This is a genomic window from Elioraea sp., from assembly GCF_022842375.1.
In the GTDB taxonomy this organism is placed as follows: Bacteria; Pseudomonadota; Alphaproteobacteria; order Acetobacterales; family Acetobacteraceae; genus Elioraea_A.
In genome coordinates, this window is record NZ_JALHPR010000051.1 from 1 (window position 1) to 14,590 (window position 14,590).

Consider the following 14,590-nt stretch of genomic DNA (forward strand, 5'->3'; position numbering starts at 1 on the left):
GCTCTTCCATCTCGCGCTCGGGCCACCGCCGCCGCCCGCGGCGGCTGGCGCATCGCCGGGCGCGGGGGTGGCCGTCGCTGCCTCGGCCGTGTCCTTGGTGATGGCGCCGAGGTCGCGCTTGAGCGCATCGGGCGGGATCTTGCCGAACTGCGACGAGGCCTCCGCCGCGCGGCGCTGCAGCGTCTCGTCCGAGATCAGCGCGAGCAGGAGGTGGCCCGAGCGGATGCGCCCCGCGCCGTGTTCGAGGCTGGCGAGAAGCCACGCCTGCTTCATGAGCTCGACGATGTCGAGCGAGACCGACGGCGCGCGCGCGTTGCCGGTTTTCAGCCGGTCGAGCACCTTCGTCAGGTCGGCTGAAAAGCGGCCTGCATCGACATCGTAGTGGCGGAGGATGGCGGCGAGGTCGCCGTCCTGGGCATCGAGGAGCTTGAGCAGCCAATGCTCGATCTCGATGTTGTAGTGGCTGCGCGAGAGGGTGAGCCCGGCCGCTGACTCGAGCTGCCTGCGGCAGTAGTCGTTCAGGCGCCCGACGAGCGCCTTCAGGTCGATCGCCGCCACTCGTTCTCTCCCAGGACCGTTCCGGAACCCTGCCGACGGCGGACGCCGCGGCGTTCGGGCCGGAGAGTAGGGAGTGCGCGCCCCGGTTGTCCAGCACCCCGGTTCTCGGGCAATGTGACGACGGTCACACGCGGAGGAACCGGATGGCGATCGACGGCTTCGACCTGGAACGCCTGCTCGCGCCGATCGAGGGGGAGAACCCAGCCGGGATCGACCCGCGGACGGACTACTCCGCCACATCTGCCTATAACCGCCTGCGCGACGCGCGCTCAGAGGCGCGCGCGGCCGAGCGTGCGATGGATGCTGCGGCCGAGGAAGCGACGATGCCGCCGCAGTGGCGCACCATCCGCGACCTGGCCGACAAGCTGCTGTCGGGCCAGGCGAAGGACCTCGAGGTCGCTGCCTGGTACACCGAGGCGCTTCTGCGCAGCAACGGCTTCGCCGGGCTCGGCGCAGGCTTCCGCCTGATGCACGGCCTCGTCGCCGGCTTCTGGGACGGGCTGTACCCGATGCCGGACGAGGACGGGATGATCACCAAGGTCGCCCCCGTCACCGGCCTCAACGGCGAGGGGGGCGACGGTGCGCTGACCCAGCCGATCAGGAAGGTGCCGCTGCTGCGCGACCTTGTCGGCAATCCGCTTTCCTTGTGGCAGATCGAGCAGGCCGACGCGCTCGAGAGCCTCGAGGAAGCGCGGAAGGAGGCGCGGATCGCGGCCGGCGCGCTCAGCCTCGACGGGGTGATGAAGGCGGCCGCCGCGCTGCCCGCCCCGCACTGGCTCGCGATCGCGGGCGCGCTGAACGAGGCGATCGCGGCGTGGGGCGAGCTCAGTGCCGCGCTTGACGAGCGCGCGGGCGCCGATGCGCCGCCCACCTCGGCGGTGCGCGAGCTGCTGGCAACGGCGCTTGCCACGGTCACGCGGCTTGCCGGCGACAAGCTCGCCGTCGCCGAGGAGGAGGCGGCGGGCGACGAGGAGGCCGCGACCGAGGGTGGCGAGGCACCGGCCGGCGGCGGCGGTGCGCGCCGTGGCGGCAGGCCTGGTGAGATCGGCTCGCGCGAGGATGCGCTGAAGATGCTGGAGGAGGTGGCGCGCTGGTTTCGCCGCGTCGAGCCGCACAGCCCACTCTCCTACACGCTCGAGGAAGCGGTGCGGCGCGGGCGGATGTCGCTGCCCGACCTGCTGGCCGAACTGATGCCGGATGAGAGCACGCGCGCGGGCTTCCTCTCCTCGCTCGGCATCCGCCCGCCGCAGGCAGAGGAGTGATCGGCACCGCGGCGTGACATAGGTCACGCGGCAGTTGTTTCCCCTGAGGCGCGCGTTGACCGCGACGTTGCGCAACACGTATGGTTCACTCGCGGTGCGTGCCACGGCGGGATGCCTCATCCACGCTGCGCACCCCCGGCGGCGCCCCCCGGCTGCCGTGCCGGGCCACCAGGGAACGGAGACAGTCGCATGGCCAGTGTCCACGAAAAGCTCACGCGGGTGCGCAGGCCGCGGGTTCACATCAGCTACGAGGTGGAAACCGAAGGCGCGCAGGTCGAACGTGAGCTGCCGTTCGTCGTCGGCGTGCTGGGCGACTTCTCCGGCGACCCGACGCAGCCGCTCCGCCCGCTCGCCGAACGCAAGTTCGTGCAGATCGACCGCGACAACTTCAACGACGTCATGGCGCGGATGAATGTCGGCCTGAACCTGAAGGTCGACAACAAGCTCGCCGATGACGGCAGCCAGATGGGCGTGCAGCTGAAGTTCAACAGCCTCGATGATTTCGACCCGGGCAAGATCGTCGAGCAGGTGCCCGCACTGAAGGCGCTGCTCGAGACGCGCAACAAGCTGCGTGACCTCATGAGCAAGGTGGATCGCTCCGACGAGCTCGAGGGCCTGCTCGAGCAGGTGCTCCAGAACGAGGAGAAGCTGAAGTCGCTCTCGGCCGAGCTTGGCCTCGACAAGAAGGAGGAATGATCCCATGGCCGAAGCACAAGCCCAGGGCGCTGCCGCGGCTGGCGCCGAGACCGTCGAGGCGTCGAGCCTGCTCGATGCCGCGATCGCGGCAACCAAGCAGACCGAGAAGGACCGTGCGCAGGACCTGATCAAGACGCTGACGGAGGAGGCGCTGAAGGGCACCGTCACCTTCAGCAAGAACCTCCAGGTCACGTTCAACGCGGCGATTGCGGCGATCGACCGCAAGCTTTCGGCCCAGCTCGCCGAGATCATGCACGCGCCCGCCTTCGGCAAGCTCGAAGGCACGTGGCGCGGCCTCAACTATCTCGTCATGAACAGCGAGACGGGCACGGGCCTCAAGATCCGCGTGCTGAACTCGACCAAGCGCGAGCTCAACCGTGACCTGACGAAGGCGACCGAGTTCGACCAGAGCCAGCTCTTCAAGAAGATCTACGAGAACGAGTTCGGCACCCCTGGCGGCGAGCCCTATGGCGCGCTGATCGGCGACTACGAGTGGAGCAACCACCCCGACGACATCGAGACACTGCGGCTCGTCTCGAACGTTGCGGCCGCCTCCTTCGCACCGTTCATCTCCGCTGCCGGTGCCGGCCTCTTCGGCATGCAGAGCTGGACCGAACTCTCCAAGCCGCGCGACCTCGCCAAGATCTTCGACACGGCCGAATACATGAAGTGGCGCTCGTTCCGCGACACCGAGGACGCCCGCTTCGTCTCCCTCGTCATGCCGCGCGTGCTCGCGCGGCTGCCCTATGGCGCGAACACCAAGCCGATCGAGGATTTCGGCTACGAGGAGGCACCGTTCGACGAGGTCGGCGCCGCCAAGTCGATGGACCATGACCATTACTGCTGGATGAACGCCTCCTACGTCATGGGCGCACGGCTGACCGACGCTTTCGCCAAGTTCGGCTTCTGCACGGCGATCCGTGGTGCCGAGGGCGGCGGCAAGGTCGAGAACCTGCCGACGCATCTGTTCCAGTCCGACGACGGCGACCCTGACGCCAAGTGTCCGACCGAGATCGGCATCACCGACCGCCGCGAGAATGAGTTGTCCAATCTCGGCTTCCTGCCGCTCTGCCACTACAAGAACACCGACTATGCCGTGTTCTTCGGCGCGCAGACGGCGCAGAAGGCCAAGAAGTACGACCGGCCGGAGGCAACCGCGAACGCAGCGATCAGCGCGCGCCTTCCCTACATCATGGCGACGAGCCGGTTCGCGCACTTCCTCAAGGTGATGGCGCGCGACAAGATCGGCTCGTTCATGGAGGCGTCGGACTGCGAGGTCTGGCTGAACCGCTGGATCGGCAACTACGTCAACGGCAACCCCGCGGCAGGGCAGGAGATGAAGGCCCGCTATCCGCTCCGCGAGGCGCGCGTCGAGGTGAAGGAGATCCCTGGCAAGCCGGGCGCCTACAATGCGGTGGCCTACATGCGGCCGTGGCTGCAGATGGAGGAACTCACCACCTCCATGCGCATGGTCGCGCGCATCCCGCAGAAGGCCTGACGCAGGGACCGACGCGACAGGAAAGGCGGCGCCCATGCCCGAGGAGCAATCGGGACCCGGCGCCGCCGAAGCCGCGCCGGTGCCACCGCCTGCGCTGCGCGAGGCCGTTCTCGCCGGGGCGATCGTCGGTGACGCCAATGCCGCGACGGCAGAGGCCCTTGCCACTCTTGTCGCTGGTGCCGTGCTGCTGCCCGAGGCGTGGTTCGGCGCCGAGGCAACATTGCTCGCCACCGATGCGGCAACGTTCAGGCTCGCGATCGATCGTGACATCGCCGCCCTCGATGCGCTGATCGCGGCACAGCTCGATGCGATCCTGCATCATCCGCGCTTCAGCAGGATCGAGGCCTCGTGGCGCGGGCTTGCCTGGCTCGCCGACCAGGCGGGCGCTCTGCCGCGCATCAAGATCAGGCTCGTGCAGCTTCCCTGGGCAGAGCTTGTGCGAGACCTCGAGCGTGCGATCGAGTTCGACCAGAGCCGCATCTTCGAGAAGGTGTACGAGGGCGAGTTCGGCACGCCGGGCGGCGAGCCCTTCGGCCTCCTGATCGGCGACTATACCGTGCGCCACCGCCGCGACGCCGACACCCCGACCGACGACATGGCGGCGTTGACGGCGATGGCCGCCGTCGCTGCCGCATCGTTCGCGCCCTTCGTCGTCGCTGCCGACCCGGCGATGCTGGGGCTCGCGGATTTCGGCGAGCTTTCCGGTGTGCGTGACCTCGCCGGCATTTTCCGTGCCGCCGAGTACGATCGCTGGCGCAAGCTCCAGGCCACGGAGGATGCGCGCTTCCTCGGCCTCGTGATACCGCGCGTGTTGACGCGGCTTCCCTTCGGCAACGATGGCACGCGGCCCGACGGCTTCGTCTACGCCGAGGCCGCGCATAGGCGTGCCGCGCGCGGCTGGACCAACGCCGTCTACGCATTCGCCGCGGTGATCGCGCGCGCGGCATCCGCGCATGGCTGGCCGGCCGACGTGAAGGGCACCGACCGTGACCGTATCGGCGGCGGCCTCGTGACGCAGCTGCCGGTCGAGCGCTATGCCGCCGACCGTGCCGGCGTCGGGCCCCGGTTTGCGCTCGAGGTCGCGTTGACGGACAGGCAGGACCAGGAACTGTCCGAACTCGGCTTCGTTCCACTCTCGGCGCTGCGCAACACGATCGAGGCGGTGTTCGGCGCCTGCCGATCGGTGCAGGTGGCCAAGGGCTATGTGGGCACCAACAGCAACGCGGCCAGCGCGAACGCGCGCCTCTCGGCGCAGCTCTCCACCATGCTCTGCGTCAGCCGCTTCGCCCACTACGTGAAGGTGATCGGGCGTGACCGCGTCGGCTCCTACGCGACGCCGGAGGATTGCGAGGCGGCGCTGCAGAAATGGCTGTCCACCTACGTCAACGCCAACACGCGCGCGGGGCCGGAGATGATGGCACGCTACCCGCTGGCCGATGCCCGCGTGTCGGTGACCGAGCTTCCAGGCAAGCCCGGCGTCTATGGCTGCACCATCCACCTGCAGCCGCAATTCCAGCTTGATGACGTGGCCGCAACGTTCCGCCTCGTCACCGAGGTGCCGGCGAAACGCGCAGCATGAACAAGAACCGCAGTAGGACGAAGTTGGCCGCATGACCGACACGATGACACCAGGCGCGCTGTTCCAGGCAGGCCGGCTCGACGATGCCGTGGCCGCGGCCAACGCCGCCGTGCGCAAGGCTCCGGCCGATCCCGCGCCTCGCCTGCTGCTGGCCGAGCTGATGCTGTTCACCGGCAACGCCCAGCGCGCCGACACGCTGCTCGACGCGTTGACGACGATGGAGCCCGGCGTCGCCGTTCCCGTCGCCGCCTTCCGCCAGCTGTTGCGGGCAGAGGAAGCACGCCGCCAGGTCTGGGCGGAGGGGCGGCTTCCCGAGTTCCTCGGCTCGCCGCCCGGCCACATCTCACGCCTGCTCGAGGCACTGGTCGCGCTGCGTGCCGGCGACGGCGCCGAGGCTGCCCGCCTGGTCGCCGAGGCAGAGGCCGCCCGCCCGCCTGCCGCAGGGTCGCTCGACGAGATCGCGTTCGATGATTTCCGCGATGCCGATGATCTCTGCGCCGGCTTCCTCGAGGTGCTGACGACGACCGGCAAGTATTTCTGGATCCCGACGGAGCGCATCGCCGAGGCGATCTTCCATCCGCCGCAGCGGCCGCGTGACCTGTTCTGGCGGCGCGTCACCATGTCGGTGCGCGATGGGCCGGACGGCGACGTGTTCGTCCCCGCCCTCTACGTTCCGCCCGACGCATCGCAGCCTGACCCGCTGCGGCTCGGCCGCGCGACGGAGTGGGCGGGCGGCGAGGGGGCACCCGTCCGCGGCATCGGCCAGCGCATGTTCCTCGCAGGCGAGGAAGGCCGCACGGTGATGGAACTCTCCACGCTGGTCTTCAACGGCGCCTCGTGAGCATGCCTGTGCTGGGGGCAAGACAGTGTCGCTGAGGCCGAACGACCGTTCGCAGCGCGTCCAGCTCTCCGTCCTCGACCGGCTGCTCGATGCCGATCCGGAACGGGTTCAGGACCGTCCCCTCAGCTCGGCCGAGACGCTCGCCGCTCTCCGCCGCGCAGCGCGGCGCGACCTTGAGGCGCTGCTGAATGCGCGGCAGCGCTGGCGCTCCTGGCCAACGCCGCTGGCCGAGCTCTCCGTCTCGCCGGTGAATTTCGGCGTGCCCGACTTCACCTCCGGCTACTTCGCGTCCGAGGAGAAGCGCGAGACGTTCCGCCGTTCCGTCGAAGCCGCGATCCGTGCGTTCGAGCCGCGCTTCCGCATGGTGAAGGTGTCGCTGCTGCCGGGAACCGACGACACCGACCGCACGCTGCGGCTTCGCGTCGAGGCGCTGATGATGGCGGATCCGGAGCCTGAGCCGGTGAGCTTCGACACCGCGTTCGACAGCGCCGCCATGGCTTTCGTTGTTGCGGGGGCAGACCCTGTCTGACATCGACGACATCCTGCCGTTCTACAACCGCGAGCTCACCTATATCCGAAAGCTCGCGGCGGAGTTCGCCTCGGCACATCCCAAGATCGCTGGCAGGCTCAGGCTCGCGGCCGATGCGGTGGATGATCCGCATGTCGCGCGGCTGCTCGAGGGCTTCGCCTATCTCTCCGCCCGCGTGCGCCACAAGCTCGAGGACGAGTATCCCGAGCTGACGGATGCGCTGCTCGGCATCCTCTATCCGCACTACCTGCTGCCCTTCCCCTCCTGCTCGATCGTGCAGTTCCAGGGCCAGCCGACGGCAACCGCCCCCTATCGCGTGCCGGCCGGTGCCGGCCTCGACACCGAGCCGGTGACGGGCGAGCGCTGCCGCTTCCGTACCTGCTATCCCGTGACGCTCTATCCGATCGCGATCGACCAGGTGCGCCTCTCCGGCCTGCCGTTGCAGGCACCGGTGAACCGCGCCGCGCGCGGGGCTGTCGCGAGCCTCCGCATCGCGCTGCGCTGCCTCGGGGCGGAGGCGACCTTCGCGCAGCTCGGGCCCGACAGCGTCCGCTTCTTCCTCCGCGGTGCCGCCCCCGTGGCCCTGCCGCTGCATGAGCTGGTGCTGAACCACACCGTCTCGGTCGCCATCGCCGATGGGCCGAATGACCCCAACCCCGTGGTGCTGCCGCCCGATGCCGTGCGTGCGGTCGGCTTCGCGCGGGAGGAGGGTCTGCTGCCCTGGCCCGCGCGCAGCTTCTCCGGCTACCGGCTGTTGACCGAGTACTTCGCCTTTCCCGAGAAGTTCCTGTTCTTCGACATCGCCGGCCTCGATGCCAAGGCGCTCGTCTCCGGCGGCAACCGCATGGAGATCTTCCTCTATCTCGACCGTGCGCTGCCCGAGCTCGAACGCACGGTGGGCGCCGACGCGCTGGCGCTTGGCTGCACGCCTGTCGTGAACCTGTTCCCGCAGCGCTGCGATCCGCTCGGGCTCGACGGCACGGCGACGGAGCTTCGCGTCGTGCCCGATGCCCGCCGGCCGCGCGCGCTCGAAGTGTGGTCGGTCGATGCGGTGCGCGAGAGCCGCCCTGCTGGCCCCGCCCGCCCATGGCTTCCCTTCTACCGCCTCGCCGCCGATGCCGGGCTTCCCGGTGGAGCCGAACGCGAGGAGGCGGATGCGCCGCGCTGGCACCCCGTGCGGCGATCCTCCCTTTCGCCGTTGACCGGAACCGAAATGTTCCTCGCCTTCGCCGACCAGGGCTTCGACCCCGACCTGCCGGCCGAGGGCACGCTCTCGGTCGACGCGACCTGCTTCAACCGCGACCTGCCTGCCTCGCTTCCCTTCGGCGGTGGTCGGCCGAAGCTCACCCCGATCGAGGGCTTGGGCGGTGTGTCGTCGATGACCTGCCTTACCGCGCCAACGCCGACGCTCAGGCCACGCCTCGGCAATGCGGGCGCCTGGCGGCTCGTGTCGCATCTCGCCCTGAACCACCTCTCCGTCACCGGCGGTGCTGCCGGGGCGGCGGCGCTGCGCGAGATCCTCCGCCTCTACGACCTGCGCGAGCTCCCCGAGACGCGGGCGATCATCGAGGGCGTTCTCTCCGTTACCGCAACGGAGGGGGCGGCTCGTGCGCCGGGGCGGCGGCCTGGCGCGTTCGTGCGGGGCCTCGACGTGCGTATCGAGCTCGACCCCCGCGCCTTCGCGACAGGCGGGTTCCTCTTTGCCGCGGTGCTGGAGCGGTTTCTCGCACTCCACGCCACGGTCAACAGTTTCGTTCGCACAACGGCTGCCTTCGCCGGCCGCCCAGGCGTGATCCGCACATGGCCCCCCCGCGCCGGCGAACAGCCCCTTCTGTAGCCGCCGCGCTCGCGCGCGAGCCGCAGCGCTTTCCCTTCCTCGAGGCCATGCGGGTTCTCGAGGCGGCGGAGCGGAAGGTCGCGCGCGATCCGCGCCGCGAGGCGAAGCGGCCCTTGGGCGGGGATGCCGATCCGGCGGAGGAGCTTGCGCGGCTTGCCTCCGCCCTCTCGCTCGGCTTTCCGGCAGCTGAGGTCGCGGCGTTCCGGCCAGAAAGCCCCAAGGAAGATGGGGGCGAGAAGGCGCGGCTGACGCTGGCCTTCCTGGGCCTCGTCGGCCCCGGCGGCATCATGCCGCGGCACTACAGCGAGCTCGTGCTGCATGCGTTGCGCGCGAAGAACGAGGCACTGCCCGCCTTCCTCGACATGTTCGTCCACCGCATGCTGTCGCTGCACCTCCGTGCCGCAACGAAGTACCGCCTTGCACGCCTCGTCGAGGCAGCCCCTGCCGGAACGATGGATGACGCGACGGCAGCACTCACCGCCATCGTCGGCTTCGGCACCGATGGCCTCGGCAACCGCCTCGCCGTGCCCGACCATGTGGCGGTCCACTACGGCGGCCTCTTTGCCGCGCGCCCGCGATCGGCCGCGCGGCTCGAGGCGATGGCGGCGGACTTCCTTGGCCGGCCGGTCGAGGTGGTGCAGATGGTGGGTGCCTGGCTGTCGCTCCCCCCGGCCGAGCGCACGCGGCTTCCCGGCCCAGGCATGCCGAAAGGGATGCACGCGCGGCTGGGTGCCGAGGCCGCCCTCGGCGTGCGCGCGTGGGACACGCAGGGGCGCTTCATCCTGAGGCTCGGGCCGATGCCGTATGACGCCTTCGCCACGCTCATGCCGGGCGGGGTGGCGATGACGCGGCTCGTCGATCTCGTGCGCAGCTTCGTCGGCCCCACGCTCGGCTTTGCCATCAACCCGGTTCTCGCGGGCGATGCCGTGCCCGCACCCAGGCTCGGCACGGTGGGGGCGGAGGCGCCGCGGCTCGGCTGGAACACCTGGCTGCCGCGGACCGCCCGCGACGGCGAGGCACCGCGCCGCTTCGCCCCCGAGGCGGTGTTTGCTGCCGAGGCGATCGTAATGATGACACAACGAAAGGGTTTCGCCTGATGGATGCGTGGAGCGGCGGCTACATCTCCGACATCGACTACCTGCCCGGTTTCTTCGCGTTTCAGGCACCATCGCATCTCTCCCTCGCGCTCACCGTCGCCGGCTTCGAGGCGGGGCTCGGGGACGATTTCGCTTATTGCGAGCTCGGCTGCGGGCTCGGCATCACCGCTGGCGTGATTGCCGCGTCGAACCCCGCCGCACGCGTCGTAGCGGTCGATTTCCTGCCCGGGCAGATCGCCGCGGCCCGCGCCCTGGCCGACGAGGCGGGGCTGACGAACATCACCTATCTCGAGGCCGATTTCGCCGCGCTCGCCGACGCTCCGCCGCCCGGCCTGCCGATGTTCGACATCGTCAGCCTGCACGGCGTCTGGTCATGGGTGTCGGATGCCACGCGGGCAGCCATCGTCCGCTTCCTCGCCACGCGGGTGAAACCGGGCGGGATCGTGCATGTCGGCTACAGCGCGCTGCCGGCCTGGAGCCCGATCATCGGGCTGCGCCGCTTCCTCGCCGATGCCGCCGCCGCGATGCCCGGCCGGTCGGACCAGCGTGTGCTGGCCGCGATCGACGCCGCGCGCGCGCTGAACGATGCCGGCGCGCGGCACCTCACGCGCAGCCCATGGGTGCAGCGCATCCTCAAGCCGGAGGGCGCGCAGTTTCCCCCGGCCTACCTCGCGCACGAGTACCTGAACGAGAACTGGCGACCGATGTTCGCAGCAGAGGTGGCCGAGGCGTTCGTGCCGGCCAAGCTCACCTACGCCGCGGCAGCGACGCTGACCGAGAACTACCCCGATCTCTGCTTCTCGCCCGAACAGCGCGCGCTGATCGATGGCCAGCCGACCGAGGCAGCCCGCGAGACGGCGCGCGACCTCTGCCTTGAGCGCGGCTTCCGCCACGACATCTTCCTCCGCGGCGCGCGGCGCATCGCCGACCACCAGCGCAGCCAGCGCCTCGGCGCGCTCACGCTCGCCCTCGTCAAGCCCGCCGACAAGGTGGTGTTCGAGATCGAGGTGCCCGGCGGCAAGGCGGAGATGGGCCAGGACGCCTATCGCCCGATCTTCGCAGCGCTGGCGGAACGACCCCGCACGGTGGCGGAGCTCCAGCGCATCGGGGCTGCGACCGGCGCGCCCGTCTCGGCGGTCGAGCTCGTCGGCATGCTGGTGGGCAGCCACCAGGCGCTGCCGATGCTGCGGCCCGGTGCGGCGGCGGAGGATACGGCCAGGCGCTATGCGGCGGCGGTGACCAAGGCTTTCGGCTTCCCCGGGCGGGGCCTGCAATTCGCGATCCCGAGCCCGCGGCTCGGCACCGGCATTCCCGCCTACCAGGTCGAGATGCAGGTCCATGCCGCCATGGTCGCCGGCTGCGCGCCGGAAGCGGACATGGTGGCCGACTGGATCGCGGGGGAACTCGCCGCCCGCGGCGAATCGATCCTCGTCGACAATGCACCCGCGACCCCGGAGCAGGCGCGGGCGACCATCGTCGCTGCCGTGGCCGAGGTGATCGACGAGCGCCTTGCGTTCTGGCGCGCCGTCGGTGCGGTGTGAGCCGCCATCCGACCGTGCTAACCTTGCACTTCGAACGAGGCGCCTCGCCGCGCCGCCCTTGAGGGGAGACTGCATGATGATCCTGTTCCGCACCGCCAGGTCGCTCGCCGTGGCCGCTGCCGCGCTCGGGCTGCTTGCCACTGATGCCCACGCCCAGCCGCGCGATCCGTCGGCCAGCGAGATCATCGACGCGCTTCGCCCGAAGCCCGGGCAGTTCCAGCCGGCGACGCGCGGCATCCGCCCCGTCGCACCGTCGACGCCCGCGCCAGCACAGCCCGCAGCGACGCCGCCGGGCATTGCCGCACCCACGCCCGCGCCCATGCCCCCTCCGGTACAGGCGGTGGCGCCGCCGGCCGCGCCCACCGAGGCGCCCGCGATCTCGCTCACGGTCCAGTTCGCCACCGGCTCGGCGGCGTTGACCGACCAGGCGACGCGCGTGCTCGACGAGCTTGGCAAGGCGCTGACGAGCGAGGATCTCCGCCCCTTCCGCTTCCGCATCGAGGGCCATACCGACACGGTCGGCTCCAGCGCGCTGAACCAGTCGCTGTCCGAGCGTCGGGCGGCGGCCGTACGCGCCTACCTGACACAGCGCTTCGGCGTCGAGCCGTCGCGGCTTGTCGCGATCGGGCTCGGCGAGAGCAGGCTCGCGATCGCGACCGACGATGGGGTGGACGAGCCGCGCAACCGGCGCGTCCAGATCGTCAACCTCGGCGGCTGAGCCCGGTCGGGCGGCCGCCGATGCGCCGGCCGCCCCAAAGCGCGCCGCCCGGGAGCGCGCCCGACTCGGACGCGACCGTCGTCATCAGGCGGACGCCGCCTCAGCCGAAGGCGATGCCGAAGCCTGGGCGAGGGCGCTGGCCGCTTGCCGTACTTGTCGTCGTCGTCATCGCGCTTGGTGTCGCCGCCGGCCTCGTCTGGCAGCGCCCGTGGGAGGGGCCGGCCCCGCCACCTCCGGAGGCCGTCGGACCATCCCCGCCGCGCCTCGCTGCCGTCACGGCCTCGCCGGCGACCATCCTCGCCAGTCGCGGCACCGCACTGACGGTGTTCAGCATCGACATGAATCCATCGATCTATGTTTTTGATTTTCCTACACTCAGCCAGCAGGGCGAGATGCTGAACCGCATCGCCGCCCTGGTTGAGAAGGCCGGCCTCCCGCGTGACCGGGTGCTCGATGATGCGGCGCTGGCTGCCGCGATCGCCGCTGCCGGCGAGACGGTCGAGACCTTCTACTACGGCCACAACTACCGTGCGTCGCACTTGGTGCGGTTCTTCACCCTCGCGGCCTCGCAGGGCGTCACGCTGAACGCGGAGGAGCGGCGGCTGGCCGCCATCCTCGCCGATCTCGGCGCCGTCGCCCTCGGGGCCGATGGCCTGCCGCGCCTCGTCCGCGAGGCGGCAATCATCACCGTGCCGGGCCTGCACGCGGCCGATCCGGCCCGCGGGCGGCATCTCGAGGTCGATGAGGCGGTGCGTGGCGTGATCCTGCGGCATGAGCTGAGCCACGGCGAATTCTTCACGAACAATGCCTACGCGGCGCATGTGAAGACTTGGTGGAACGAGCGCCTCAGCGCGCGGGAGCGCACCCAACTGCGACGCTTCCTCGCCGAGGGCGGGTACGATCCCGACAACGAGGAGGTGATGATGAACGAGGCGATGGCCTACATCGTCCACACCCCGGATGAGCGGTTCTTCTCCGCCGCCAGTGTCGGGATGGACCAGGCGACGCTCGATCGCCTGCGCGCGCGGTTCAAGGAAGGCCTGCCGGAGACGTGGCTGTCGCACGTCACGTGGCCCTAGCGGGAGCGCCTCAGCGCTCCGCGACGTCGACCATCATCACCCGCGCCGCCGTCCTGCCACCGCTGCCCGCGCGCAATGCAGCGCCGAGGGCGGCCAGATAGGCGTCGGACTGTTCCGCCTCTGGCCTGCCGGTAGGGAACAGCGGCCGTTCGGAGGCGACCGCGACAATCATCTCCGTGCCGTAGGGTGGCCCGACTTCCCAGCGCGGCCCGCCTGCTCCCGGATCGCCGAGGGCGATGCGGACGCGCGGGCCGAAGGTGCGGGCGGGGTCAGCCGGGGTCGGGTGGAGATGAACCACCTCCCCGTCATGCGTGAAGTAGGAGACGCGGAGATAGGCCGGGAAGGCCGGCAGGGTGAGGTTCACCGTCAGCAGGTCACCGAGCACGAGGCGGGTGCGGCCACCCGGCAAGGACAGGTCGAGCCCCGAAGGTGTGGTGCCGAAATGGTCAGCGTGCGGGCGAAGCAGGTCGAGCGCGCCGCAATAGGGCCCTTCGAAGCCGCGGACGCGCCAGTCGATGGTGCCAGGCGTGACACCGGCGGAGGCGAGCCTGAGCCGGAGTGCCGCCTCGCCGCTGCCGCCCTGGGCGTAGCCGGTGAGCCGCGCGCGACCGTTCGGTTCCATCGCGCCCGAGACGAGGGTGCAGCGCGCCTCGGCCAGCACGCCGGCGATCGAGGCGGCGATGGCACCTGGCGAAGGCCCGGCGGCGAGTTGCTGCGGCGGTGCGGCGTGTGATGGGGCTGGCGCCGGTGGTGCCGGGGGTTGGGCGACTGGTGCCTGGGCGACTGGTGCCTGGGCGACTGGTGCCTGGGCGACTGGTGTCTGGGCGGCTGGTGCCTGGGTGGCTGGAGCCTGAGCGGCTGGTGCCTGGGTGGCTGGTGCCTGGGCGGCTGGAGCCTGGGCGGTTGGAGCCTGGGCGGCTGGAGCCTGGGCGGCTGGAGCCTGGGCCGCGGGCGGTGCTGCGGGGGTTGGCGATGCCGGCGGGGGCTGGAACACGGGTGCCTGGAACACCTGCGTCGCAGGAGGGGCCGGTGCCGGTGCAGGTGCCGGGGTCTGTGACGGTGCAGGAGCAGCGGTAACCGACGGTGACGCGGGCAGAGGTGCCTGCGCCGCCTGGGGCGGCGATGGCGCTGGCGAAATCGGCGGCGGTGGCGGCAGCACCAGGGCAGGCGGCACGGCAAACGTGGGCGGCGTCGCAGACGGTTGCGGCGTTGGCGTTGCCGGCGGCATCGCGGGTGCGGGTGCCGCAAGGGGCGGCGTCGGCGCTGGGGGCGTCGGTGCCGGCTCCTGCACCCTGGGCGGCGGGGCCAGCGCGACCGGGGGGAGCGGGGGCGCGGGGCTGGGAACCTGCGTCGCT

The 14,590-nt window shown here is 70.7% G+C and carries 13 protein-coding genes; 11 read left to right on the top strand and 2 right to left on the bottom strand.

Features of this window, described 5'->3' with window-relative positions; all coding sequences use genetic code 11:
- A partial coding sequence (locus tag Q0C38_RS22260; protein ID WP_291299335.1) for a Clp protease N-terminal domain-containing protein occupies positions 1-558 on the bottom strand: 558 nt, incomplete at its 3' end.
- A gap of 143 nt (positions 559-701) precedes the next feature.
- Between Q0C38_RS22260 and tssA the strand changes: the two genes are divergently transcribed.
- The 11 genes from tssA to Q0C38_RS22315 all read left to right on the top strand — a co-directional run bounded on the left by tssA (position 702) and on the right by Q0C38_RS22315 (position 13,235).
- A complete protein-coding gene (gene tssA, locus Q0C38_RS22265) occupies positions 702-1,820 on the top strand; it encodes a type VI secretion system protein TssA (protein WP_291299336.1) in 1,119 nt (372 codons plus the stop codon).
- A gap of 189 nt (positions 1,821-2,009) precedes the next feature.
- Positions 2,010-2,516, top strand: a complete 507-nt coding sequence (tssB, locus tag Q0C38_RS22270; protein WP_291299337.1) for a type VI secretion system contractile sheath small subunit — start codon at positions 2,010-2,012, stop codon at positions 2,514-2,516.
- 4 nt (positions 2,517-2,520) lie between these two features.
- Positions 2,521-4,014 (top strand): type VI secretion system contractile sheath large subunit, encoded by a 1,494-nt coding sequence (tssC, locus tag Q0C38_RS22275; RefSeq protein ID WP_291299338.1) that lies wholly within the window; start codon positions 2,521-2,523, stop codon positions 4,012-4,014.
- A 34-nt stretch (positions 4,015-4,048) separates the two neighbouring features.
- Positions 4,049-5,593 (top strand): type VI secretion system contractile sheath large subunit, encoded by a 1,545-nt coding sequence (gene tssC, locus Q0C38_RS22280; protein ID WP_291299339.1) that lies wholly within the window; start codon positions 4,049-4,051, stop codon positions 5,591-5,593.
- 31 nt (positions 5,594-5,624) lie between these two features.
- A complete protein-coding gene (locus tag Q0C38_RS22285; protein ID WP_291299340.1) occupies positions 5,625-6,434 on the top strand; it encodes a type VI secretion system accessory protein TagJ in 810 nt (269 codons plus the stop codon).
- Between the two features lie 25 nt (positions 6,435-6,459).
- Positions 6,460-6,963 carry a type VI secretion system baseplate subunit TssE gene (gene tssE / locus Q0C38_RS22290; RefSeq protein WP_291299341.1) on the top strand — a complete coding sequence of 168 codons (504 nt, stop codon included), beginning with the start codon at positions 6,460-6,462 and terminating at the stop codon, positions 6,961-6,963.
- Positions 6,938-8,800, top strand: a complete 1,863-nt coding sequence (tssF, locus tag Q0C38_RS22295; protein WP_291299342.1) for a type VI secretion system baseplate subunit TssF — start codon at positions 6,938-6,940, stop codon at positions 8,798-8,800. The genes tssE and tssF overlap by 26 nt, the downstream gene beginning before the upstream one ends.
- Positions 8,764-9,897, top strand: a complete 1,134-nt coding sequence (gene tssG, locus Q0C38_RS22300) for a type VI secretion system baseplate subunit TssG (protein WP_291299343.1) — start codon at positions 8,764-8,766, stop codon at positions 9,895-9,897. Before tssF ends, tssG begins: the two co-directional genes overlap by 37 nt.
- Positions 9,897-11,438 carry a class I SAM-dependent methyltransferase gene (locus Q0C38_RS22305; RefSeq protein WP_291299344.1) on the top strand — a complete coding sequence of 514 codons (1,542 nt, stop codon included), beginning with the start codon at positions 9,897-9,899 and terminating at the stop codon, positions 11,436-11,438. The genes tssG and Q0C38_RS22305 overlap by 1 nt, the downstream gene beginning before the upstream one ends.
- A 73-nt stretch (positions 11,439-11,511) precedes the next feature.
- Positions 11,512-12,156 carry an OmpA family protein gene (locus tag Q0C38_RS22310; protein WP_291299345.1) on the top strand — a complete coding sequence of 215 codons (645 nt, stop codon included), beginning with the start codon at positions 11,512-11,514 and terminating at the stop codon, positions 12,154-12,156.
- A 113-nt stretch (positions 12,157-12,269) separates the two neighbouring features.
- Positions 12,270-13,235 carry a hypothetical protein gene (locus Q0C38_RS22315; protein ID WP_291299346.1) on the top strand — a complete coding sequence of 322 codons (966 nt, stop codon included), beginning with the start codon at positions 12,270-12,272 and terminating at the stop codon, positions 13,233-13,235.
- A gap of 10 nt (positions 13,236-13,245) precedes the next feature.
- Here the strand turns inward: Q0C38_RS22315 and Q0C38_RS22320 are convergent, their stop codons facing one another.
- On the bottom strand, positions 13,246-14,244 hold the full coding sequence (locus Q0C38_RS22320; RefSeq protein ID WP_291299347.1) for a DUF4384 domain-containing protein: 999 nt from the start codon (positions 14,242-14,244) through the stop codon (positions 13,246-13,248).
- Positions 14,245-14,590: the final 346 nt, after the last annotated feature.